The sequence below is a fragment of the Sphingopyxis sp. CR5 genome, from assembly GCF_059693785.1.
The window spans coordinates 294,225-318,281 of record NZ_JCATIE010000005.1 but is presented as its reverse complement, the minus strand read 5'-3'; the positions used below and the strand labels follow the sequence as shown (position 1 = coordinate 318,281).

Here is a 24,057-nt window from a genome sequence, read left to right as displayed (position 1 = left end):
CGCTGGCGGGGGTGGCGCGCTTTTGCATGCCCAGGACGAAATCCCGGAACCAATCCCTAGTTCATATCGAGCTGGATGATCTCGCTGGGTGTCGCACGGCAATAGAGTTCCAGCGCCTGGGGGCCGTCGGGGTAGGTCGCGGTCATCGCCGCGCGGATACGCCAGCCGCCGTTGCCCTGCTCAAGGTGAATCAGCCGGTCATAGGAAAGCCGCGTCCCTCCCGTCGCTCCGACCTGCCTGGCGGCGTCGGTCATGCAATTCTGCACCGAGGGCCGAGAGGCAACCGGCAGCGCGCCCAGATCGGCGCTGAGCGTCGCCGGCGGCCCGCCCGCATAGCTCGTTTCGGGACTCGTCTCTGTCGCCGCACCGTCCTTCTTTTTCTTCTTGCTGGCCAGCAGCGCGAGCAGGCCACCGGCAACGACAATGCCGCCGATGATCAGCCCCGTACTCGGTCCCTTGTCCTTGTCGTCCTCGGGCGGCCTCGTATTTGCATAGCCATAGCCGAATTCCGCGCGGCATCCTTTCGTCACCCAGATATAGGTCGACGACCAGCCCCATTGCCGCCCGGCATTACACTTGCCACTAATCTTGCGCAGCAATTCCACGCGATCCTGCGTATTCGCCCGGCACTGCTGATAATCCTTGTTGCGCGATTCGCAGCGGAGGGTGCCGGCGAAATCGCGCACCGGCTGCGGCAACGGTGTCGGATAGGTCCCTCCGCCATTCGCATAGCCATAATAGAATTCGGCGCGGCATCCGCCAGCAACCCAGATCTGGTCGGCTGTAAAGCCCCAGCCGCGCCCCTTGGCGCAGTCGCCGCCGATAACGCGCTTTATGGCGACGCGATTCTGCGTGGCGACCCGGCACGTCTGACGTCGATTGTTTCGCGATTCGCACCGGATGCTGCCGGCATAGCGCTGGCTCGAATAGGAACTCGCCGTACTTTGTGCGATTGCCGGTCCCGGTATTCCAAGCTGCGTCGCCACCAGCGACGTCACGAGCGTCGCAGAAACAAAATGCCTCGCCATCATACCCTCCCTGTTCGACTGTCCCGATCCGCTAAGCCTTCATCCTTTCGTCCAGGCCCGGATCATCCCACGTTTGCGGGATAAGCGCCATCGCCAAATTCGATGGAGGCGCGGCGCTTGCACGCCCGCGTGCATCGGCTAAAGACGCCCGATGGATCAGATCGTCATTCGCGGCGGCCAGCGACTCAAGGGCCGTATCCCCATCTCGGGCGCCAAGAACGCCGCGCTCACCCTGCTGCCCTGCGCGCTGTTGACCGACGAGCCGCTGACCCTCCGAAACCTGCCGCGCCTCGCCGACGTCGATGGCTTTGGCCACCTGCTCAACCAGCTCGGCTGTTCGACCACGATCGAAGGGTCGCGGCCGGAGGATTTCGGGCGCGTGATGACCGCGCGCGCGACTACCCTCACCTCGACCGTCGCGCCCTATGATATCGTGCGCAAAATGCGCGCTTCGATCCTCGTCCTCGGCCCGCTGCTCGCCCGCGCCGGCGAAGCGACCGTATCGCTCCCCGGCGGCTGCGCGATCGGCAATCGGCCGATCGATCTCCACCTGAAAGCGCTCGAAGCCTTTGGCGCGGAGATCGAGCTTGCCTCGGGCTATGTCAAAGCCAGCGCACCGGGCGGCCGGCTTGCGGGCGGCAAATTCACCTTTCCCGTCGTGTCGGTCGGCGCGACCGAAAATGCGGTGATGGCCGCGGTGCTCGCCAACGGTACCTGCGTTCTGGAAAACGCCGCGCGCGAGCCAGAGATCGTCGACCTGTGCAATTGCCTTGTCGCGATGGGGGCACAGATCGACGGCATCGGCACCGAAACGCTGACGATCGAAGGCGTCGATCGCCTTCATGGTGCCACCTATCGCGTGATGGCCGACCGTATCGAGGCGGGGAGCTATGCCTGTGCCGCGGTGATTACCGAAGGCGACGTCGAACTTGTCGGCGCGAAGGCGTCGGAGATGGAGGCGACCCTCGCCGCGTTGCGCGCCGCGGGCGCCACGGTCGAAGACGTAAAAGGCGGCATCCGCGTCGCGATGTCGGGCCGCGCCGAGCCCGTGACCCTGTCGACCGCCCCTTATCCCGGCTTCGCGACCGACATGCAGGCGCAGTTCATGGCGATGGCGACGCTCGGCAGCGGGGCGTCGCTGTTCACCGAAACGATCTTCGAAAACCGCTACATGCACGTTCCCGAACTCGCGCGCATGGGCTGCGACATCCAGGTCAAGGGACGCACCGCGATCGTCCGCGGCGTCGATGCACTGGTCGGCGCCCCGGTGATGGCGACCGACCTGCGCGCCTCGATGAGCCTGATAATCGCGGGCCTCGCTGCCGAGGGACAGACCGAGGTCAACCGCGTCTATCATCTCGATCGCGGCTACGAACGGCTCGAGGAAAAGCTTCAGGCGGTCGGCGCCGATATCGAACGGATCAGCGCCGGCTAGGCGATGGGATCGCATCCCTATCTGGCATGCGCCGCAAAGACGCGCGATCAAGGCGTCGACGACGGGCGTGCCGCCGATAGTGCGGGCCGCCCGATCCCGGAGACCGGGACCCGCAAGGCGTGGTCGACTGGCGGCGACGGCCTGGTTATCAAGCGCCGTCGGATGGACGGTCGCTGACCGGCAGCGACACCATATTGCCGCTTACCGAGGGTTTCTCCGGCCGCTTCGCGACCGCAATCACCAGTCCGACGAGCGCGACCGCTCCACCGGCGATCGACAGCGGCGCCCAGCGATAGCCTTCGAAGACGGTTGAAAACCCCATCGCGATGATCGGGATCAGCACGCTCGACCATGCCGCCTGCCCGGGGCCGACCGCGCGAATGACGCCGAAATAGAGTGGAAAGGTCACGGCACTCGCCACCACGCCGAGGTAGAAGATTCCGCCCAGATAGGAAAAGCGCGTCTCGATCACCGGCGGCCCGGTCGTAATCCAGGCAAAGATCGCGTCGCCCAGCGCGCCGAACGCCATGCCCCATGCGATCATCACCACCATCGACTGCGCGCGCGCAAAGCCGGTTCCCTGCATGATATTGGCGGTGGAGGCGCACAGGACGCCGGTCAGCGTCAGCGCCGTTCCCGCCAGCACCGCCTCCGGATCGAGCGCCGCGGCGCGATATTCATGGACGATCATCAGCGCGACGCCGCCGATCGCAATGCCGGCCCCGAGCAGGAAGCGCCCTGCCAGCGGCGTCTTGAGCACCAACCGCCCGAACAGCGTGTTCGGGACGATCAGCAATGCGAACAGCACCGCGACCAGGCCGGAGGTGATATGCTGTTCGGCACGGTAGACGAAATTGAAGTTGAGCGCGAATTGCGCGAGCCCGAGCGCGGCTGCGAACGCGAGTGCCGGCACTCCAGGCAGCAATTTCTCGCGGCGGATCAGGGCAAAGACGAACATTGCCGCCGCCGCGACCCCAAAGCGATAGGCGACCGACCAGCTTGGCGGAACGATGCCGAGTTGCCCCTTGATCACGATCCACGTCGATCCCCAGATCAGGGTGACGAAGGCGAAAGGAAGGAAGACGCGCGGGCTGAGCAGCGTCGGCTGCGCGTCGGTCATAGCGCCTCGATCGCGGCCGCGAACCGCGCCACGGCGGCCGCGTCCTGGTCCCAGCTCACGACCAGGCGCGCCGCGCCTTCGCCCCAATCATAAAAGTCGAAACCCGCTGCGCGCAGCCGTGCCGCCTCGTCGGCGGTCAGGCGGACGAACAGTTCGTTCGCCTCGACGGGATACATCAGCCGGCCGCTGCACGCCCGCGCCAGCGCCGCCGCGCCGGCATTGGCGGCGCGCGCATTGGCAAGCCACAGATCGTCTTTCAGCATCGCGCGGATCTGCGCCGCGACGAAGCGTCCCTTGCTCAGCAAATGGCCGCCGCGCTTCTTCAGTTCGCGAACCCCCGCCCCGCCGCTGCCGCCAAAGAATATGATCGCTTCGGCCATCATCGCGCCATTCTTCGTGAACCCGAACGACAGCGCATCGACACCCGCGCGCCAGGTCACGTCGGCCGGTGCGCAATCGCGATAGGCGACCGCATTGGCAAAGCGGGCGCCGTCCATGTGCAGCTTCAACCCTTCGGCCCTCGCCACCTCGCTGATCGCGCCGATTTCGTCGGCTTGCCAGGTCAGACCATATTCGGTTGCGTTGGTGATGCTGATCGCCGCGGGCTGCACCTGATGCACATCCTTGCGAATGCCGGCCAATCTGGTCTTGAGCGCATCGGCGTCGATCTTTGCCCCGCGCCCCGGCAGCGGCATCAGCTTGGCCCCGCCCGAGTAAAAGGTGGGCGCACCGCACTCGTCGACCTCGATATGCGCTTCTTCGTAACAGAGGATTCCCTGCCAGGGCCGCACGAAATGCGCGAGGATGATGCTGTTCGCCGCGGTTCCGGTCGGAATCCACACGACTTCGCATTCGGTTTCGAACAATTCCGAAAAGGCTCCGTCGAGCGACTGGCTGAGCGCGTCGCCGTCATACGCCGTATCGACATGGTTCGCCGCGGCGAGCGATTCCATCACGGCGGGGTGAACGGCGGCGGCATTGTCGGAAAAAAAGCGGGTAGCGGTCATGACCCCGCCCTTAGCGCAGGACGACGCGCCACGCTAATGCTTCATAGCGTCTCGCACCGACCGCCCAACGGCGGAACGCGTCGCCCGTCAGGCTGTACGGCGACGATAAATCCAGCGGCCCATGCTGCGCGAGCGCCGGGCATAATATGCGCCCGGCATGATCAGCCGCTTGTGCAGGCCGTGGCGGTCGACAAGCACCCCGACCCGGGGAAACATCAGGCGGCATACCCGCCATTCATGCTCGGAATTTGTTGCAGGCGCGAACTCTTGCATATTTACTACCCTGAATTTGGCAGCAACCCCTCCGATTATGGTTTCCCATATCTTATCAAATTGCTGCAATTATGGTAGTAAAATTACGTAGTTTTACGGATCAGGGGCAAGATAGCGTCCGATCGATCAACCCGGCGATATCAGCGCTTTGGCGCGTCAACGGGCGCAATTCACGATGAACCGAAACGGGACAGCCGTGCCGATGCCCGCGTCGGCAGGCCCGAAAGTCCATCGGCGTCCCGTCGGGATCGCCCGAGTCGCGCGCGGCGATCACCGCTTGCGGGGAAGGGTCAGCGATCGCGCTTGGCCAGCAGCTTCAGACGCAGCGCGTTCAGCTTGATGAAGCCGGCCGCATCTTTCTGGTCATAGGCGCCGGCATCGTCCTCGAAGGTCACATGCGCCTCGCTGTACAGGCTGTTCGGCGACTTGCGCCCGACGACGCTCGCATTGCCCTTGTAGAGCTTCAGCCGCACGGTGCCCGACACCTTCTCCTGGCTGTGGTCGATCGCCGCCTGCAGCATCTCGCGCTCGGGCGCAAACCAGAAGCCGTTGTAGATGAGCTCCGCATATTTCGGCATCAGCTCGTCTTTCAGGTGCGCCGCGCCGCGGTCGAGCGTGATACTCTCTATTCCGCGATGCGCCCGGGCATAGATTTCGCCGCCGGGTGTCTCGTACATGCCGCGCGACTTCATGCCGACAAAGCGGTTCTCGACCAGGTCCAGGCGGCCGATGCCATGTTTGCGGCCAAGGTCGTTGAGGGCCGCAAGCAGCGTCGCGGGCGACATCGCCTGCCCGTTGAGCGCGACCCCGTCGCCTTTGTCGAAATCGATCGTGATATATTCGGGCGCGTCGGGCGCGTCCTCGGGGTTCACCGTGCGCGAATAGACATAGTCGGGGGTTTCCTGCCACGGGTCTTCCAGCACCTTGCCTTCCGAAGACGTGTGAAGAAGGTTGGCGTCGGTCGAAAACGGGCTTTCGCCGCGCTTGTCCTTGGGGACCGGAATCTGGTTCTTCTCGGCGAAATCGATCAGCGCGGTGCGGCTCGTCAAATCCCACTCGCGCCACGGCGCGATGACCTTGATGTCGGGGTCGAGCGCGTAGCAGGACAATTCGAAGCGCACCTGGTCGTTGCCCTTGCCCGTCGCGCCGTGCGCAACCGCGTCGGCGCCCGTTTCGTGCGCGATCTCGACCAGCCGCTTGGAGATCAGCGGGCGCGCGATCGAGGTGCCGAGCAGGTAGTCGCCCTCATAACGAGCATTGGCGCGCATCATCGGAAAGACGAAGTCGCGCACGAACTCCTCGCGGACGTCGTCGATATAGATATGCTCGGGCTTGATTCCCATCAGCTCGGCCTTGGCGCGCGCCGGCTCCAGCTCTTCGCCCTGCCCCAGGTCGGCGGTAAAGGTCACGACCTCACAGCCATAGGTCACCTGCAGCCATTTCAGGATCACGCTGGTGTCGAGGCCGCCCGAATAGGCCAGGACGACGCGCTTGATGGACTCGGACATGGCTGGAACCCTTGCTGGAATGGACGCGGGCGCGGCTAGCAGGGCACCGCCCGCCACGCAACCGGATTGCGGCCTTGGTCCTTGTATAGGCCCATCCGGCTTGCTGGCCGGCCCTAACGATTTATCATCCTTTAGGCGGCAGACACGATCCGCCAGGCGACCGGAGAGATAAGATGACCGTTCCATATCGGCGAAGCCGGCCGCAAGGCCTCTGGGCGAGAGCCGGCGTTATGGCGCGGCAGGCGCCGCCCGAGCGCAATCGCTATGTCGATTTCCTGCGCGCTTTTTCGATTCTCGCCGTGGTTGTCGGCCACTGGCTGGTCGCAGCCCCCTATATGCGCGGCGGTGCGGTCGAAGGCGGGCATCTGCTCGGTATATTGCCGTGGACACAGTGGCTGACCTGGGGGTTCCAGGTCATGCCGCTGTTCTTCCTCGTCGGCGGTTTTTCCAACGGCGCGTCCTGGGCTGCCGGTCAACGGGAAGGCCGGCGCTTCGCCGACTGGTTCGCGGCGCGGATCCGGCGACTGATCAACCCCGTTCTGCCCGTTCTGATCGCCTGGTCGCTCTTCGCCTTCTTCGGCACCTCGCTCGGCATCGATCGCGGTATCGTCAAGATGGCGGTCCAACTCGCGCTGATCCCCGTGTGGTTTCTCGCCGTCTACCTGATCGTCACGGCCTTGACCCCGATTAGCTGGCGCGCGTGGGCGCGGTTCCGCTGGCGCTCGTTCGGGGTGCTGGTGGGTGGCGCCGCGGCGATCGATGCCGCCGCGCTCATCGGCGGCCTTCCTTATGTCAATTTCCTGAACTTCCTCTTCGTCTGGGTTGCCATCCACCAGCTCGGCTACGCGTGGCAGACGGGCGCCTTCGCAAAGCCCCGGGTCGCCGCCATGTGGGGAACCGCGGGCCTGGCGGCGCTGTCGCTCCTGATCGGCGTGGGCCCCTATCCGGTCGCGATGATCGGCGTGCCCGGCGCCACCTTGAGCAATTCGATGCCGCCGACCCTTGCCTTGCTTGCGCTCGGCGTGACGCAGACGGGGTTGGCCCTCTCGCTGGAACGGCCCGCCCGCGCGCTGCTCGACCGCCCTGCCGCCTGGACCGCGGTCGTGCTCGTGAACGGGATGATCATGACCGTCTATCTTTGGCATCTTACCGCCTTTGTCCTGGTCGTGGTCGCGGCGTGGGTATTGGGCGGCGCCGGGCTGGGCCTCGTGCCGGGCAGCGCCGCCTGGTGGTTTGCGCGCCCCCCGTGGTTCGCGCTCTACAGTCTCGTCCTGTTGCCGTTGATCCTGGGCTTTTCGCGGTTCGAACGGAGCACCGGATCCGGCGGGGGGGACGGCATCGCGCACTGGCGATTGATTGCGGGGATGCTGATGATCTGTTCGGGGCTGGCGCTGACGGCTGCAATCAGTATCGCAAGCCCACATGGCGCGACCGGCGTTCGATTGTGGGTCGTCGCCCTACCGCTGGCCGGAGCCGCGCTCGTCGGCTTCGGTCCGGCGCGCCGCCTCGTCCTGCGAAGCCGCTAGCCTCCGTTCGCGCCACAATCCATATCCGATCGCCAGCGCCAGCGCCGCAACGATCGCGACAAGCTCCACCGGATTCTGTTCGAACAGCCGCCGCGCCAGCAACAGCGATGCGACGATTGCGCCCGCAAATCCCCCGACGCCGATCGCCGGATGGACCGCCTCGCGGCGCCAGCCGATGAAATTGACCGTCGCGAAGGTCAGCAGGAAGACCAGACTTGCGGCCTCGACGAGCTGCCCCAGGCTGCCGATCAGCGTCAGGACCATTGCCCCGCCCGAAATCAGCAGCGTTGCGGCAAAGGGAACACCCTCGCTGTTCGTCCGGCCGAACAGGTCGGGCAAATCGCCTTCGCCTTCGACCCGCTGTGCGAGCCGCGAGGTGCCAAAGACCGTCGCGAGGATCGCCGAACCCGTCGAAAAGGCCGCGGCCATCGTGACCACGATCAGGCCGGGTTTGCCGAACGCCGCGCTGCCCGCGGCGGCAAGCGCGACCTCCTTGTCGGCCACGATACGGTCGGCGCCGACCAGCATCGCCGCTCCCAGAGCAACTGCGATATAGATGACGATCACCGCCGCGATCGCGGTCATCATCGACAGCGGCAGGTTGCGCCGGGCCTTCGCCATCACCTCATAGTCATAGGCAAGCAGCTGGAACCCCTCATAGGCCATGAAGACGAGCGCCGCACCGACGATCGCGCCGCCAACGGTGACATGCTCGCCGGCGGGCGACAGCTGGTCGGGTTGCCAATGCCACAATCCGGCGACCGCGAGCGCGCCGAGAACGAGCAACTTCCCGAACACCAGTATCTTTTCGGTCAGCGCGCTCTCGCCGACGCCGAGCAACACGACGCCGGTGATCGCAGCGATGATCGCGATCGCCAGAATATGGCTGACGAAGGACGAGGCGCCGAAACTGTGCGCGACATAGGCACCGAACGTGTGGGCATAGACCGATACGGTCAGGATATAGCCGACGATCAATACCCAGGCGACCGCCGCCGCCGCGCCATGCTGCTTGCTTTGGCGCAGGAAGTGATAGACCCCGCCGCTGCGGCCGCCGCGCACGGTCAGCCGGCTATAGCTCCACCCCGTCGCCAGCGCGATCGCACCCCCGATCAGGAAGCTCAGCCAGGCGAGCCGCCCCGCCTGTTCGATCACGACCCCGAGCACCGAGAAAATCCCGCCGCCGATCATGCCCCCGACCGCCATTGCCCAGGCCGCGCTCAGCCCCAGCGTTTCCCGCTTGTCGTCGCTCACCAACGGCTCCTTCGATTGCCCGCATTTTTCTGGAGGTTAGCCCGTCCGACCGCGCATTCCTATTCCAGATAGTCCGCTTCGGCCCCTGCCATATAGTCGCGCGTCAGCGGCAACGCATGCCGGCTGCGCGCGAACTGGATCTGATAATTGCCCATGCCGCCGTTTTCGAACGCCGCGGTCGCGCCGGCCAGGTAAAAGGTCCACATGCGAAAGAAGCGATCGCCCATCATCGCGACGATCTCGTCCCGGTGCGCCAGCGTCCGCGCATACCATTGACGCAAGGTCAGCGCATAATGGAGGCGGAGCGTTTCGACGTCGGTGACGATCAGGCGACTTTTCTCGCTTGCCGCGACGGTCTCGCTGAGCGCCGGGATGTAGCCGCCGGGGAAGATATATTTGCGCGTAAAGGCGTCGGTCGATCCCGGCTTGCCGAAGCGACCGATCGTATGGACCAGCATCACCCCTTCGGCGGTCATCAAATTGGCACAGGCGCGAAAAAACGTCTCGAAATTGCGCGCACCGACATGCTCGAACATGCCGACCGACACGATGCGGTCAAAGCGGCCCGGTTCACGGTCGGCCAGGTCGCGATAATCGATCAGTTCAAAGGTCACGCGGTCTGCGACCCCTTCCGCGACCGCACGGTCCTTGGCGAGCCCGAGTTGCTCTTCGGACAGGGTAATGCCCAGCACCTGCACGTCGACAAGCTTGGCGAGCGTGATCGCCATGCCGCCCCAGCCGCATCCGATGTCAAGGATGCACTGCCCTGGCGCAAGCGCGAGCTTGGCGGCGATATGCGCCTTTTTCGCCTCTTGGGCCGCCTCCAGCGTCATGTCCTCGCGGGGCCAATAGGCGCAGCTATACTGCATGTCGCTGTCGAGAAAGAGCCGATAGAGATCATTCCCGATATCGTAATGATGCGCGACGTTCGAGCGCGAACGGCTGCGGCGATTGATCGAGTTTATTCGCGTCTTGATCCAGTCGGCGGCCTCGCCGACCGGGCCGCGCTCCTTCAGCTTGCCGCCCCTGTCCCAGGGCGTATTCGCGCGAAGAAGCTGGATCAGCTCCATGATATCGCCCTCGTCGATCCGCATTTCGCCGCCCATGAACGCCTCAGCCGCGCCGAGCCGCGGATCGAGGATGATCCGGCGCATGCCCTTCCGACTCGCGAACCGTACCGTCACGTCGGGAAAACCGGGCGCGGGAGTGCCGAAAATTTCGCGTGCCCCGCCCGGGGATATGACCGTCAGCTGGCCCTGACGGATGACGCGTGACAGGAAGGGGTGGAGAATGGACATGGGCGACCTTTCCAATCGTCTGTGTTGGAATCAGATACCAGCATACCATTCATAGTCCACGCGATCTTCCCAGTAACCCCCTTTGCCCGCGCCGACGCGGTCGAGGCTGGCGACCGCTTCGATCGCGGTCAGATATTTGGCCTGCTTGTAACCGAGCTGGCGTTCGACCCTCAGGCGCAGCGGCGCGCCATTGGCAATCGGCAACGCTGCGCCGTTGAGCGCCCAGGCCAGAATCGTCTGCGGATGCTGCGCGTCGACCATGTCGCAGCTTTCGTAATAATCGGCGTCGCCGATCCGGTCGGCACAGCGAAAGACGATATAGCGCGCGGTGTCGCGAAGGCCGGCTGCGGCCAGAATGCGGCGCAGCGGCACGCCCGTCCACTGGCCGATCGCGCTCCATCCCTCGACACAATCATGGCGCGTGATCTGGGTACGCTGCGGCATCGCGCGAATATCGGCCATCGACAGCGCCAGCGGCCGCGCGACAAGGCCGCCGACCCGCAGGCGCCAATCGGCAAAGCCGCGCGCGACATGCGCGGCATAGTCGGCTCCGGCCGGCATCCGCGTCCCGTTCGAGCGGAACACGGGCGACAGGTCGGCGCGGGTGAATTCGCGTGCGAGCGCATCGCGGTCGGTCAGCGCGCGCTGGCTCGCGAGGTGCATCTCCTCGCCGAGCGAGAGGATCTTGCGCACCGGCTCGGCATCGTTGATCGCGTCGCAGCCCGACAAGAGCGGCAACGCGCCCGCCGCGGCGACGAGGCCGCCGGCGCGGCGGATCAGGTCGCGGCGCGGGAGGATGAGCTGGCTCATTCGGGGCGCCCCGTCTTCGCCGGCAGGCTGAACCAGCCGGTGATCATCGAGCGCACCTCGTTCACCGGTCCGGCCAGCAGCACCATCGCGATATGGACGAGGAAGAAGAGGACGAGCAGCCACGCGACGATGAAATGGATCGAGCGCGCCGACTGCCGCCCGCCGAACAGATCGAGCAGCCACGGCGCGGTCGCGTTGAACCCCGGCGACATGGTCAGCCCGGTCGCGATGATCAGCGGCAACAGGATAAAGATCACGCCGATATACGACAGCTTCTGCAGGATATTATACCGCGCCGCGGCTTCGCCGGTCGGGAAGCGCAGTCGCGCATGATCCTTGATATCCTGCCAGATATGCCGCGGCGACCACTCGCCGCGCCGGACGTGCAGATCCTTGCGCAGATGCCCGCCGAATGCCGTCCAGAGCATATAGAGCGTCAGCGCGATCGCGAGCACCCACGCGAACGTCAGGTGCCACCGCCGCCCATCGGCCAGGCTATACCGCGTCGGGATGGTCGCCCAGCCAGGGAAGGCCCATGTCTGCTCGGCTCCGTCTGCATCGGTCCAGCGACCGAGCACGCCCGTCGTTTCCACCCGCAACGAACCGACGCGCAGGAATCCCGTTGTCTCGGTCGCCCCGATCGCAAGCCAGGCATGGTCGTAATTCGCGCCATATTGTCCCCAATAGAGGCGTGGATGGGCGTTGAAGATCATCAGGCCGCTCATCAGCAGGACGAGCAACGTCACCGCATTCACCCAATGCCAGATGCGTGTCGGCAGCCGGTGGCGATAAACGCGTTCGGGTGGCGGCACGGCTGTCGGGGCAGCGTCGTTCATCGTTTCCAGCACTCCCTCTACAGCCCCTCCCCTTCAGGGGAGGGGCAACGAAGACTTGGCAGCTTGCTGCCTAGTCGTAGTGGGGTGGGGGGCATCGGCCTTGCGCAACCTCGACAGCCCCCACCCCAACCCCTCCCCTGAAGGGGAGGGGCTTGAAGGGGTTCGGCGTGCGGCCCGTTCCGGTTACGCCGCAGGCTCCGCGGCATATTCCTCGCGGTACCGGCTGCGCAGGCTGACCTTGTCGATCTTTTCGCTGCCGAGCTTCGGAAGCGAATCGGACGCCATCCAGATCTTGACCGGCACCTTGAACGGCGCGAGCCGTTCGGACAGGAATTCGGTCAGCATCGCGGCATCGGCCTTGCTGCCCGGCGCCATCCACACCACCGCGCCGACGACCTCGCCCAGCCGTTCGTCGGGCAAGCCGAACACCGCGCATTCCTTTGCGTCGGGATGCTCGTAGATCGCCGCCTCGACTTCCTGGCAGCTGATATTCTCGCCGCCGCGGATGATGATATCCTTCTTGCGATCGACGATGAACAGATAGCCGTCCTCGTCGAGATAGCCGAGGTCGCCGGTGCGGAAATAGCCGTTGTCGAAAAAGGCCGCCTTCGTCGCCGCCTCGTTGTTCCAATAGCCCTCGAAATTGCAGATCGAGCGGATGCACACCTCGCCCACCTGCCCCTGCGGCAACGGCTCGCCCCGGTCGTCCAGGATCGCGAGGTCGACGAGCGGCTTCGACGCGGGGCCGGTCGACGTCGGCTTTTCGAGATAATTTTCGTTGATGATCCCGCACCCGACCGCATTGGTCTCGGTCAGGCCATAGCCGAGCAGCGGCTTGCCCTCGCCCATCTCGGTCGACAGGCGCTTCACATGCTCGGGCGGGCGCGGCGCACCGCCGCCGGCATAGCTCTTGCACGTCGACAGGTCGTATTTGGACCGGTTCGGATGGACCAGTATCTCATAGCTCATCAGCGGCACGCCGACGAAATAATTGACCTGTTCGTCCTGGATCAGCCGCATCGCCTCCTCGGCATTCCATTTCGGCATCAGGACCAGCTTGCGGCCGAGAGCGAAGCTCTGGAGGAACACCGGAATCTCGGCGGTCACGTGAAACAGCGGAGTGCAAATCAGCGTCGCGGGCTGGATATCCGACATCTGACCGTCCTCGGTCAGCAGGTGGACGATGCTCGCGGTCTGCGTGACATAGTTGAAAATGCCCTGCACGACGGCCTGGTGCCGCGACCAGGCGCCCTTCGACTGACCGGTCGACCCCGACGTGAAGAGGATCGTGGCAAGATCGTCCGCCCCGAGTTGCGGCAAGGGCGTCGCCTCGCTGCCGCCCGCGTCGGTGATCGGGGCGATCGCCTCGTCGATCGGGCGCGTGATGTCGAGGGTGATGACCTTCGCGCGATGCTCCGCGCACGCGAGCCGTTCGGCGCGCTGCGGGTCGGCGATCACCAGGCTCGTCTCGGTATCCTCGATCCCCGCGGCGAGTTCGCCGCCCTGCCACCAGCCGTTGAGCAGCGTCGCACATCCCCCCGCCATCAGGACGCCGACATAGGCGACGCACCATGCGTTGGCGTTGCGCATCGCAATGCCGACACGGTCGCCGCGCTTCACGCCATATCCGTCGACCAGCCCCGCCGCGACCTTTCGCGCCGCGGCATAGACCTGGCTGAAACTCAGCCGCTCATTGCCTTCGACAAGGAAGGTCGCGTCGCCATGTTGCGCACAAAAAAAGGCAACATAATCGACCAGATTCGACGGCGCATTTGTGATGAAGGGCAGCTCGCGCCCGTTTTTTTCGATGGACCCCACCTGGATCGGCCCGCCCGGACCGGTGATCAGGTCGTACGCGGCTTCCAGGCGCAGATCGAGCGCGGATGGCATCCTTTATCTCTCCTCTTGGTCTCGTTTGCCTTACCCCCTATGGGGAAGGCCTCTCCTGGGGAAGGGCCGAGACAATATGTTTCTTTTTGCAACCTTAGCCGACGCGACACAATATCTCAATTTCAACGATCTGATGGGCGAAAACAGCAGCATCGCGTTCAGCGTGTTCGGCTGGCCCATTCGCTGGTACGCGCTGGCCTATCTTGCCGGCATCTTTGTCGGCTACTGGTATTTGCTGCGCCTGATCGCGCAGCCCGCCGCCCCGATGGCCCGCCGCCACGCCGACGACATGATCTTCTATGCCATGCTCGGCATCATCGTCGGCGGACGCCTCGGCTATGTGCTCTTCTACAATCTCGGCAATTACATTCGCAGTCCGATAGAGATTTTGCGGCTGTGGGATGGCGGCATGTCGCTGCACGGCGGCGTGGTCGGGGTGCTGATCGCGATCTGGTATGTGACGAAGAAGGAAAAGCTCAGCTTTCTGCGCTTCTGCGACTATATCGCGTGCGTCGTCCCGTTCGGCCTTTTCTTCGGTCGCCTTGCCAATTTCGTGAACGGCGAACTGTGGGGCCGTCCGACCACCGTGCCCTGGGCGATCATCTTTCCGCATAGCGGCACGATGGACCCGCGCCACCCGAGCCAGCTGTACGAGGCGGGGCTCGAGGGTATCGTCATGTTCGCGATCCTCGCCTTTTTCTTCTGGCGCACCGATGCCCGCTACAAGCCGGGCTTTCTGTTCGGCATGGCGGCGATCATCTATGGACTCAGCCGCTTCGCGCTCGAGTTCGTCCGCGAACCCGATGTGCAGCTCGGCACGCTGTCGTGGGGGCTGACGATGGGGCAGACGCTGACGATCCCGATGCTGGCCGCCGGCGCCTGGCTCGTTGCAACGGCCAAGGGTCGCCGCCAGCGCGTCGAACCCGTCGCGGGGACCGACAGCATTGCCTGACGGCCCGCCGACCCCCGAACAATTGATGCTCCAGATCGCCGCGCAGCGCGCGATGACCGTTGCGGACTATATGGCTGCCGCGAACGCGCATTATTATGCAACGCGCGACCCGCTTGGCGCCGGCGGCGATTTCACCACCGCGCCCGAAATCAGCCAGATGTTCGGAGAGATGGTGGGCATCTGGATCGCCGACCTGTGGCAACGCGCGGGGCGCCCGGCCTTCCGCTATGCCGAACTCGGGCCCGGACGCGGATCGCTTGCCGCCGACGCGCTGCGGGCGATGGCTCGCTTCGGCTGTACACCGCAGGGCATCCATTTCGTGGAAACGAGCCCGGCGTTGCGCTCGGCCCAAAGCGCGCGCATCCCGGCGGCGCTCCACCATGACGATATTGCCGGCCTTCCCGACGACGTGGCGCCGATCATCGTGGCGAACGAATTTTTCGATGCGCTGCCGATCCACCAATATCAGATGACCGCCGATGGCTGGCGAGAGCGCACCGTCGTGCGAACCGCGGACGGCCTGGCGGCCAGGCCCGGAGACATTCCGGCCGACGAAGCCATCCCCCCGGCACTCCGTCACCAATCCGACGGGACGATCGTTGAAACCGCGCCGGTTGCCGCGGCTATCATGCAAAGCTGCGCTTTTCGCCTTTCGCGCCACGGCGGCGCGATGCTGGCGATCGATTACGGCTACAGCGGCCCCAGGGCGGGCGATACGCTGCAAGCCGTAAAGGCCCACCGGTTTGCCGATCCGTTCGCCGACCCGGGTGAGGTCGACCTGACGACCCATGTCGATTTCGCCGCCCTTGCCTTTGCCGCCCGCCAAGCCGGCGCGCGGGTGCTCGGACCGGTCGGACAGGGCGCATGGCTGCAACGCCTCGGCATCGACGCGCGCCTCGACGCACTGGCCCGGACCGCGCCCGAACGCGGCGCCGACCTGCGCACCCAGCGCGATCGCCTTGTCGACGCCGAACAGATGGGTGATTTGTTCAAGGTCATGGCGGTCCACGCGTCGGGCTGGCCCCGCCCCGAGGGCTTCCCCGAAATCGGAGCCGTCGCATGACCATCGTCGACATCGCGACTCCGGCCGATGCCGATGCCTTGTCGGCCTTTGCCGAAGCATCGTTCGTCGCCACCTTTGGTCACATCTACGATCCCGCCGACCTTGCGATCTTCCTCGCCGGCTGGAACCCTCCGCATCGGCTGGCCGCGCAGATCGCCGATCCTGCCTGGGCCCTCGCGCTCGTCCGCGACGCGGGAGGCAGCGGAATACTGGGCTTCATCAAACTCGGCCCCCTCGACTTCGACCTGCCCGCCGGCCAGCCGGCCGAGGATGCGATCGAACTCCATCAGCTCTATGTCGGCGAAACGGCAAAAGGCACCGGCGTCGCCGCCGCGCTGATCGAATGGGGCATCGCCTGGGCACGCGAGCGCGCCTCGATTCTCTATCTGTCGGTATTCGGCGAGAACCGCCGCGCCCAGGCCTTTTATCGTCGCTACGGCTTCGCCGACGTCGGGCGCAACGCGTTCCGCGTCGGCAACCATATCGACGAAGACCGGATCTGGCGGCTCGACCTGTGACCTCAGCTCATAAAACCACCGCACTCCCGCTCGCGGGCATCCCGCACGGATTTTTCGGGCGCCGGGGCGGCGTTTCGACGGGTGAACTCGCGTCGCTCAATTGCGGCTTGGGATCGGGCGACGATCCTGCGCTGATCGCGGAAAATCGGGCGCGGGCGGCAGGCGCGATGCTTCCGGGTGCGGCAATCGCCGGCGTCTATCAGGTGCATGGCGACCGCTGCGTGATCGTCGATGACGCCAGCGACCTCTCCATGCGGCCCCAGGCCGATGCCCTGGCGACGCGGACGCCCGGCATCCTGCTGTCGATCCTCACCGCCGATTGCGTGCCCGTGCTGCTGGCCGATCGCGAAGCCGGCGTCGTCGGGGCCGCCCATGCCGGCTGGAAGGGCGCGATTGCGGGGGTCACCGACTCGACCGTCGCGGCGATGGAGCGCCTTGGCGCCCGCCGCGACAATATTGCGGCGGCGATCGGCCCGTGTATCGGGCGCGCTTCCTATGAAGTCGACGAGGGTTTCGTTCGGCGCTTCCTGTCCGACGATCCGGCGAACGAGCATTTCTTTGCCGCGGCGCGCCCCGGCCATGCGATGTTCGACATCGCCGCCTATGTCGCGTCACGGCTCGCCGCGGCTGGCGTGAGCACGGTCGCGATCGGCGGGCAGGATACGTGCGCCGAAGAAGAGGATTACTACAGCTATCGCCGCGCCTGCCTGCGCGGCGAGGCGTGCTATGGCCGGCAAGTGTCGATGATCGGTTTGAAATTATAGCCTTTCCTGGGGCGTCACTGCGAGCGGAGCGAGGCAATCTCCAGCTAGGGTCGGGACCCGTCGGGGCTGGAATTTGCTTCGTCGCTACGCTCCTCGCCAAGACGAACTGGCAATGATCGCCGGGACCGAAATAAATAGCGGGCTTGATCCGGCGCCCCGCTTCCTTGAGGAAGCGTGACAGGACGGGTTTGGGGGAAGCGATGACGCGCACACGGTTTTTCGGACTGATCGGCGGCCTGATCGTCTTTCTGGCCATGATCGCTCTCCCGGCGCCAGAGGGCATGAGCTTGCCCGCGTGGCGTATCGCCGCGCTGACCCTGCTGATGGCGATATGGTGGATGACCGAGGCCCTGCCGCTGACGGTTACCGCGCTGCTCCCTTTCCTCGTCACGCCCTTTGCCGGCGTGATGTCGGCGAAGGCCATCGCCAACGAATATTATGACCCGATCCTGTTCCTGATCCTCGGCGGCGCCTTTCTCGCGCTCGCGATCGAGCGCGTCGGCCTGCACCGCCGGCTGGCGCTCGCGCTGCTCAAGCTCGCACCGCCGACCTCGACCGGGCTGCTCTTCGCCTTCATGGCGTCGACCGCGATCCTGTCGATGCTGATCTCGAACACCTCGACGACGCTGATCATGGTGCCGATCGCCCTCGCCGTGCTCCGCGCAGGCGGGGTCGAAGCGGCGGAGACGCGCGGCTTCGCGGGTGCGGTGATGATGGGCATCGCCTTCTCGGCGTCGATCGGCGGCCTCGGCACGCTGGTCGGCAGCCCGACCAATGCCATCGCAGCGGGCCTGATCGAACGCGCGCTGGGCCTCCACATCGGCTTTGCGACCTGGGCGCTCTACGGCATTCCGGTCGTCGCGCTCGCGGTGCCGGCGGCGATGATCATCCTGGCCCGGGTTCAGCGGCTTGCCCACCATCCCTTCGACGGCGCCGCGGCGTCGAAGGCGCTCGGGCACCAGGCGATCTGGTCGGCCGCCGAGCGCCGCGTCGTGCCGATCGTCGCGCTCGTCGTCGGGCTGTGGATGGTCCAGCCCCTGCTCGCACCGCTGGTGCCGAAGGGGGCGCTGACCGACGGTACCATCGCGGTCGCGGGCAGCCTGCTGCTGTTCGTCGTCCCCGACGGCACGGGCCGCCCGCTCCTCGTCTGGAAAGAGGCCGACCGCGCACCGTGGGGCGTGATTATGCTCTTCGGCGGCGGCCTTGCGCTCGCCGCCTCGATCACCGCCAGCGGCCTCGCCGCCTGGCTCGGCAGCGTGCTCGCCCCGCTGGGGTCGATTCCGACCATCGCGCTGGCCGCGATTATCGTCGCGCTCACGATCCTGATCACCGAATTTGCCAGCAATGTCGCGACCGCGAGCGGCATCACCCCCGTCCTCGCCGCGCTGATCGCCGCGACCGGCGCCGACCCGGTCCTGCTCGCGCTACCCGTCGCGATGGCGGCAAGCTGGGGCTTCATGCTCCCCTCGGGAACGGGCCCCAACGCGATCGCCTGGGCGACCGAGCATATCGCACTGCCGCGGATGCTCACCGCGGGGCTCGCGCTCGACAGCTTCGGGGTGCCGCTGCTGATCGGGGTGATCTGGGCCATCGCGACGATCGGATGACAATGGCGGGGTGACGCGGCCGTCGAAGCGCGCTAGTTGCAAGAGAAACTAAATCCACCCCAAGGAAATCTATATGCCCGCAATCGACAACAACGAACTCACCGGCGCCCCGGTTCGCCGCAAGCCCAAGCAGGACGTCACCGAAATCGGCGGTCATGCGCTGTCGCCGTCGACGTTGATGATGGGCTATGGTTATGATCCGATGCTCTCCGAAGGGTCGCTGAAGCCGCCGATCTTCCTCACCTCGACCTTTGCCTTCGAAAGTGCTGCCGCGGGCAAGCGCCATTTCGAAGGGATCACGGGCAAGCGTCCCGGGGGCGCCGAAGGCCTCGTCTACTCGCGGTTCAACGGGCCCAACCAGGAAATCCTCGAGGCCCGGCTCGGCGTTTGGGAAAAGGCCGAGGATGCCCTCGTCTTTTCCAGCGGCATGTCGGCGATCGCGACGCTGCTTCTCGCGCATGTCAGCATGAACGACGTCATCGTCCATTCGGGACCGCTCTATGCCGCGACCGAAACGCTGATCGCGCGTATCCTGTCGCGCTTCGGCGCGTCCTACGTCGATTTCCCCGCCGAAGCCTCGCGCGACGAAATCGACGCGATTCTGGCGCGCGCGAAGGAAATGGCGGCAAAGCAGGGCGGCAAGGTCGCGATGGTCTATCTCGAAAGCCCGGCGAACCCGACCAACGCGCTGGTCGACGTGCAGGCGATGCGCGCCGCGGTCGAGGCCGCGTTCGATGCCGATGCGCGGCCGCCGATCGCGATCGACAACACGTTTCTCGGCCCGCTCTGGTCCGCCCCGCTCCAGCACGGCGCCGACATCGTCCTCTACAGCCTGACCAAATACGCCGGCGGCCACAGCGACCTCGTCGCGGGCGGCGTGCTCGGCTCGAAGCACTGGCTCGGCCCGATCCGCATGATGCGCAACACGATCGGCACGATCTGCGATCCCAACACCGCATGGATGCTGCTCCGCAGCTTGGAAACCGTCGAACTGCGCATGACCCGCGCCGGCGAAAATGCCGAAAAGGTCTGCGCCTTTCTGCGCGACCATCCCAAGGTCGAGGGACTCGGCTATCTCGGCTTCCTGAAAGACGGGCCGCAAAAGGATGTGTTCGACCGCCATTGCACCGGCGCCGGGTCGACCTTCTCGCTGTTCGTCAAGGGCGGCGAGGAAGAGAGCTTCCGGTTCCTCGACGCGCTCAAGATCGCCAAGCTCGCGGTCAGCCTCGGCGGCACCGAAACCCTCGCCAGCCATCCTGCCGCCATGACCCACCTGTCGGTACCCGACGAGCGCAAGAAGGCGCTTGGTATCACCGACAATCTGGTCCGCATTTCGATCGGTATCGAACAGGCCGACGACCTGATCGCCGATTTCGATCAGGCGCTTGCCGCGGTCTGAGCAAGGCCCCCTCTCCGCTCGCGGGAGGGGGCTCTACCTGGCGGCGCGCCAGTCGACCACCTGCCACCCCATTTGCGGCGCCAGTCGCTTCAGCTTGCGCGATGGGGTCGTCGCGACGGCCTCGTCGGCGAAGCGCAGCATGGGGTGATCGGAAACATGGTCCGAATAGGCGCGTATATGCGCCGCATCGCGCACGATGGCATTGTCGGCCAGCCAGCCGCTGATGCGCGCGAACTTCGCATCGCCATAGCAATTGTCGCCCGACAGCCGGGCATGAATATGGTCGCTGCCATCGGGTTCGTCGAGCCGCGTCGCGAGCACATCGTCGATGCCGAGCCGCCGCGCGATCGCATCGACATAGAGATGGAAGGAAGCGGTCGCGAGGAGCAGCCGATATCCCGCCGCGCGATCCGCCGCGATTTGCTCGAGCGCCGCGCCGTGCAGGCCCCGCGCCACGACCTTGTCGGCATAGCTTTCGGCGAACGGCGCGATCTCGGCCCGGCTGAAACGTCCTCCGACCAGCAACCGCAGGTTGATCGCCTTCAGCTGCGAACGGTCGATCAGCCGCAAGGCATAGGCGACCCCGGCAAGCCCGACGAGCGGCAGCAACAACAGGCGCCATTGCTGGCGCCGCCGTGCGACGTGCATCAAAAAACCGCTATAGGTTCCCGCGCGCGTGATCGTCCGATCCATGTCGTACATCGCGACGCGGTGGGCATAATCGGGCGCGGCTGGGTCGCTCATCGGCCGCTCCTTACCGCCGCCCGCCCCGGCAGCCAAGGCTTTGCAACCATGCCACGGATTCGCTTGAGCTTATTGGACAAATAGGACAAGGTTCGCGCGATGGCGGCCAAGGCGGATTTCGAAACGAGCGAGGGGGCCGGTGGCGCCGACGTGCGCTTTACCGGACGGCTGACGCTTGCCCGCCTCGGCGACCTGCCGGCGCGGCTCGACGACATCGGACCGATCGCCACCCTCGACCTGTCGGGCATCGAACGAATCGATACCGTCGGCGCGTGGATCGTCACGCGTACCGCCAACGCCCACGATGCAAAGGTTACCGGCGCCAGCGAAGAGGCGCAGCGGCTGCTGAAAGCCCTCGCAGAGGACAAGAGCGATTATCGGGTCCGCCGCGACCGCCGCCCAATGTGGGCCCGAATGCTCGAACAGGTCGGGACGGCGAGCCAGGGGGTCTGGCACGAACTGCTGGGGATCGTCGGATTTTTCGGTGCGATGCTGATCGCGCTCGTCAACCAGGTTCGCGCGCGGCGGCGCATTCGCTGGCACGCGATCGTCACCCGCTTTCAGGCTGTGGGCGTCGATGCCCTTCCGATCATCGGGCTGATGAGCTTCCTGATCGGTATCGTCATCGCCCAGCAGGGCGCGGTGCAGCTCGAACAATTCGGGCTGGAGGTGTTCACGATCAACCTCGTGGGACGCGCATCGATCCGCGAGCTCGGCCTCCTGATGACCGCGATCATGGTGGCGGGCCGGTCCGGGTCGGCATTCGCGGCCCAGATCGGTACGATGAAGCTGACCGAAGAGGTCGATGCCATGCGGACGATCGGCGTATCGCCGATGGAAGCGATCGTTCTGCCCCGCGTCGCGGCGTCGACGATCGTCATGCCGCTGCTCGGCTTCTATGCCAGCATCTGTGCGATCGTCGGCGGCGGGGTCTTCTCGTGGGTCGGGCTCGATATCCCGCCGCTGACCTATATCCAGCGCCTCCGCGAAATCATCCCGATGACCGATTTCTGGGCGATGCTGATCAAGGCGCCGGTGTTCGGCATATTGATCGGCGTCACCGGCTGCTATTCGGGAATGCAGGTGCGCCAGAATGCAGAGGAGGTTGGCCGTCGCACGACCTCCGCGGTCGTTGCCGCGATCTTCCTGGTCATCGTGCTCGATGCCTTTTTCGCCGTCTTTTTCTCGTCGATCGGGTGGAACTGATGAGCGAAGAGGAAGAACGGGCCGAGATCGAGCAGGAGCTCGCCGCCGCCGACGCGGTACGGCCGGAACGCTTCGACGTGGCGATCTGCGTTCGCGGACTGGTCAACCAGTTCGGCGATGCGGTGATCCACGATCATCTCGACCTCGATGTGCGCTCGGGCGAGATATTGGGCGTCGTCGGCGGGTCCGGCACCGGCAAATCGGTGCTGATGCGGTCGATCGTCGGATTGCAGACCCCGACCGCGGGCGAGATCGAAGTCTATGGCAAGTCGCTCGACACGATCACCGACGAAGAGGAATCGCGCGACCTGCGTCGCCGCTGGGGCGTGATGTTTCAGGGAGGCGCCCTCTTCTCGACGCTCAGCGTTGCCGAGAATATCCAGGTTCCGCTCCGCGAATATTACCCGCGCATGGACGAACAATTGCTCGACGAAATTGCCGCCTACAAGGTCGCGATGGTCGGCCTTCCGTCCGATGCCGGACCCAAATATCCCGCCGAACTGTCGGGCGGAATGGTCAAGCGTGCGGGGCTGGCCCGCGCGCTCGCGCTCGACCCCGCGCTGCTCTTTCTCGACGAGCCGACGGCGGGGCTCGATCCGATCGGCGCCGCGAAGTTCGACGAGCTGATCCGCGAACTTGCCGACACGATGGGCCTCACGGTCTTCCTGATCACCCACGACCTCGACTCGCTCTACGCGACGTGCGACCGCGTCGCGGTGTTGGCGGAAAAGAAAGTGATCGCGGTCGGCACGATCCCGGAACTGCTTGCCACCGAGCATCCCTGGATACAGGAATATTTCAACGGACCGCGCGGCCGGGCAGCCGCAGGCGGGAACCAAACTGCCGGGCGGCGATAGGATAGGCTGATGGAAACACGCTCGAACAATGTGCTGGTGGGCGCCTTCGTCCTCTTCTTCACCGCCGCGCTGGCGATTTTCGTCGTCTGGATGGCGAACGACAGCGGCGGGGCAAAGCGCGAATATGACATCTTCTTCAAACAGTCGGTCGATGGGCTGAACAAGGGCGCGCAGGTCCAGTTCTCGGGCGTCCCGGTCGGCCAGGTCCGGCAGATCGAATTGTGGCGCGACGATCCGCAGTTCGTGCGCGTCCGGATCGAGGTCGAAGAAAATGTCCCGATCCTGCAAGGCACGACCGCGGCGCTCGAAGGCGTCGGCTTCACGGGCGTCTCGCAGATAGCTCTCGACGGCGCGGTCAAGGGCGCGCCGCCGATCACCGACCGGGGGCCGGCGGGCAAACCGGTGATCCCGAACCGGGTTGGCGGCCTTGGCGAAATCCTGAACACCGCGCCGCAATTGCTTCAGCGGCTCTCGACCCTCACCGAACGGCTCGCCGAACTCGCCGACGATGAAAATCAGGCGAGTTTCTCGGCGATCCTGAAGAATGTCGAACAATCGACCGCGATCCTGGCCCGCAACGGCCCGGCAATCGAAAAGGCGCTCGCCGACACGCGCGTCGCGATCCAGCAGACGGGCAATGCCGCCGAACAAATCGGCAATCTTGCCGCCTCGGCGCAGGGCACGATCGATCGTAACGTCGATCCGGCGATGAAGAATCTCGCCGACACGCTCGCCTCGGCCAACCAGTCGATGCAGACGCTGGAAAGCGCGATCGCCGATGCACGGCCGGGGCTGCAGACCTTCAGTCAGAGCACGATACCCGAAGCCAATGCCCTGATCCGCGACTTGCGCCGCACCTCGTCCTCGCTTTCCAGCCTGACCGACAAGCTCGACCAGCAAGGGGCGGGCGCGGTGATCGGCGGCAGCAAGCTGCCCGACTATAAACCATGAGGTATCCGACC

At 65.4% G+C, this 24,057-nt stretch carries 22 protein-coding genes; 11 read left to right on the top strand and 11 right to left on the bottom strand.

Features of this window, described 5'->3' with window-relative positions; genetic code table 11:
• Positions 1–56 precede the first annotated feature (56 nt).
• Positions 57–1,028, bottom strand: a complete 972-nt coding sequence (locus AC58D2_RS10120) for a DUF3011 domain-containing protein (RefSeq protein ID WP_497389879.1) — start codon at positions 1,026–1,028, stop codon at positions 57–59.
• 151 nt (positions 1,029–1,179) lie between these two features.
• Here AC58D2_RS10120 and murA point away from each other — a divergent pair, with 151 nt between their 5' ends.
• Entirely contained in the window at positions 1,180–2,463 is a 1,284-nt protein-coding gene (gene murA, locus AC58D2_RS10115) for a UDP-N-acetylglucosamine 1-carboxyvinyltransferase (protein ID WP_497389877.1), read from the top strand.
• 148 nt (positions 2,464–2,611) lie between these two features.
• On the opposite strand, the gene AC58D2_RS10110 is transcribed toward murA, so the two are convergent.
• The 4 genes from AC58D2_RS10110 to AC58D2_RS10095 all read right to left on the bottom strand — a co-directional run bounded on the left by AC58D2_RS10110 (position 2,612) and on the right by AC58D2_RS10095 (position 6,371).
• Positions 2,612–3,583 carry a DMT family transporter gene (locus AC58D2_RS10110; protein ID WP_497389875.1) on the bottom strand — a complete coding sequence of 324 codons (972 nt, stop codon included), beginning with the start codon at positions 3,581–3,583 and terminating at the stop codon, positions 2,612–2,614.
• The gene (locus tag AC58D2_RS10105) at positions 3,580–4,590 is read right to left on the bottom strand and encodes a threonine aldolase family protein (RefSeq protein WP_497389873.1); all 1,011 of its coding nucleotides are present in this window, start codon (positions 4,588–4,590) and stop codon (positions 3,580–3,582) included. The genes AC58D2_RS10110 and AC58D2_RS10105 overlap by 4 nt, the downstream gene beginning before the upstream one ends.
• 87 nt (positions 4,591–4,677) lie before the next feature.
• Entirely contained in the window at positions 4,678–4,863 is a 186-nt protein-coding gene (locus tag AC58D2_RS10100; protein WP_497389871.1) for a hypothetical protein, read from the bottom strand.
• 290 nt (positions 4,864–5,153) lie between these two features.
• A complete protein-coding gene (locus tag AC58D2_RS10095; protein WP_497389869.1) occupies positions 5,154–6,371 on the bottom strand; it encodes an argininosuccinate synthase in 1,218 nt (405 codons plus the stop codon).
• A gap of 173 nt (positions 6,372–6,544) precedes the next feature.
• Here AC58D2_RS10095 and AC58D2_RS10090 point away from each other — a divergent pair, with 173 nt between their 5' ends.
• Positions 6,545–7,897, top strand: a complete 1,353-nt coding sequence (locus AC58D2_RS10090; protein WP_497389867.1) for an acyltransferase family protein — start codon at positions 6,545–6,547, stop codon at positions 7,895–7,897.
• On the opposite strand, the gene AC58D2_RS10085 is transcribed toward AC58D2_RS10090, so the two are convergent.
• From AC58D2_RS10085 to AC58D2_RS10065, 5 genes are all read right to left on the bottom strand, one after another.
• Positions 7,829–9,151 carry an APC family permease gene (locus AC58D2_RS10085; protein ID WP_497389865.1) on the bottom strand — a complete coding sequence of 441 codons (1,323 nt, stop codon included), beginning with the start codon at positions 9,149–9,151 and terminating at the stop codon, positions 7,829–7,831. The genes AC58D2_RS10090 and AC58D2_RS10085 overlap by 69 nt on opposite strands.
• Before the next feature lie 59 nt (positions 9,152–9,210).
• Positions 9,211–10,449, bottom strand: coding sequence for a class I SAM-dependent methyltransferase (locus tag AC58D2_RS10080; protein ID WP_497389863.1), 1,239 nt, complete (start codon positions 10,447–10,449; stop codon positions 9,211–9,213).
• Positions 10,450–10,479: 30 nt separating this feature from the next.
• On the bottom strand, positions 10,480–11,259 hold the full coding sequence (locus AC58D2_RS10075; RefSeq protein WP_497389861.1) for a molybdopterin-binding protein: 780 nt from the start codon (positions 11,257–11,259) through the stop codon (positions 10,480–10,482).
• Positions 11,256–12,095 carry a cytochrome b/b6 domain-containing protein gene (locus tag AC58D2_RS10070; protein WP_497389859.1) on the bottom strand — a complete coding sequence of 280 codons (840 nt, stop codon included), beginning with the start codon at positions 12,093–12,095 and terminating at the stop codon, positions 11,256–11,258. Before AC58D2_RS10070 ends, AC58D2_RS10075 begins: the two co-directional genes overlap by 4 nt.
• Before the next feature lie 183 nt (positions 12,096–12,278).
• A complete protein-coding gene (locus AC58D2_RS10065) occupies positions 12,279–13,985 on the bottom strand; it encodes a class I adenylate-forming enzyme family protein (RefSeq protein WP_497389857.1) in 1,707 nt (568 codons plus the stop codon).
• Positions 13,986–14,061: 76 nt separating this feature from the next.
• Here AC58D2_RS10065 and lgt point away from each other — a divergent pair, with 76 nt between their 5' ends.
• The 6 genes from lgt (at position 14,062) to AC58D2_RS10035 (ending at position 20,288) form a co-directional block, all read left to right on the top strand.
• The gene (lgt, locus tag AC58D2_RS10060; RefSeq protein ID WP_497389855.1) at positions 14,062–14,937 is read left to right on the top strand and encodes a prolipoprotein diacylglyceryl transferase; all 876 of its coding nucleotides are present in this window, start codon (positions 14,062–14,064) and stop codon (positions 14,935–14,937) included.
• Between the two features lie 25 nt (positions 14,938–14,962).
• Positions 14,963–16,000 carry a class I SAM-dependent methyltransferase gene (locus AC58D2_RS10055; protein WP_497389967.1) on the top strand — a complete coding sequence of 346 codons (1,038 nt, stop codon included), beginning with the start codon at positions 14,963–14,965 and terminating at the stop codon, positions 15,998–16,000.
• Positions 15,997–16,518, top strand: coding sequence for a GNAT family N-acetyltransferase (locus tag AC58D2_RS10050; protein ID WP_497389853.1), 522 nt, complete (start codon positions 15,997–15,999; stop codon positions 16,516–16,518). Before AC58D2_RS10055 ends, AC58D2_RS10050 begins: the two co-directional genes overlap by 4 nt.
• Complete coding sequence (pgeF, locus tag AC58D2_RS10045; RefSeq protein WP_497389851.1) at positions 16,515–17,282, top strand: peptidoglycan editing factor PgeF; 768 nt, start codon at positions 16,515–16,517, stop codon at positions 17,280–17,282. The genes AC58D2_RS10050 and pgeF overlap by 4 nt, the downstream gene beginning before the upstream one ends.
• Before the next feature lie 200 nt (positions 17,283–17,482).
• The gene (locus AC58D2_RS10040; protein ID WP_497389849.1) at positions 17,483–18,889 is read left to right on the top strand and encodes an SLC13 family permease; all 1,407 of its coding nucleotides are present in this window, start codon (positions 17,483–17,485) and stop codon (positions 18,887–18,889) included.
• 73 nt (positions 18,890–18,962) lie between these two features.
• Positions 18,963–20,288 carry a cystathionine gamma-synthase family protein gene (locus tag AC58D2_RS10035; protein ID WP_497389847.1) on the top strand — a complete coding sequence of 442 codons (1,326 nt, stop codon included), beginning with the start codon at positions 18,963–18,965 and terminating at the stop codon, positions 20,286–20,288.
• A gap of 33 nt (positions 20,289–20,321) precedes the next feature.
• Here the strand turns inward: AC58D2_RS10035 and AC58D2_RS10030 are convergent, their stop codons facing one another.
• The gene (locus AC58D2_RS10030) at positions 20,322–21,032 is read right to left on the bottom strand and encodes an HAD family hydrolase (protein WP_497389845.1); all 711 of its coding nucleotides are present in this window, start codon (positions 21,030–21,032) and stop codon (positions 20,322–20,324) included.
• A 99-nt stretch (positions 21,033–21,131) separates the two neighbouring features.
• Between AC58D2_RS10030 and AC58D2_RS10025 the strand changes: the two genes are divergently transcribed.
• From AC58D2_RS10025 to AC58D2_RS10015, 3 genes are read left to right on the top strand one after another with little or no spacing between them, the layout of a single operon-like run.
• Positions 21,132–22,238, top strand: coding sequence for an ABC transporter permease (locus tag AC58D2_RS10025; RefSeq protein WP_497389843.1), 1,107 nt, complete (start codon positions 21,132–21,134; stop codon positions 22,236–22,238).
• Positions 22,238–23,095, top strand: coding sequence for an ABC transporter ATP-binding protein (locus AC58D2_RS10020; RefSeq protein WP_497389841.1), 858 nt, complete (start codon positions 22,238–22,240; stop codon positions 23,093–23,095). Before AC58D2_RS10025 ends, AC58D2_RS10020 begins: the two co-directional genes overlap by 1 nt.
• 9 nt (positions 23,096–23,104) lie before the next feature.
• Positions 23,105–24,046: an MlaD family protein gene (locus tag AC58D2_RS10015; RefSeq protein ID WP_497389839.1), complete on the top strand. Its 942-nt coding sequence runs from the start codon at positions 23,105–23,107 to the stop codon at positions 24,044–24,046.
• Positions 24,047–24,057 lie beyond the last annotated feature (11 nt).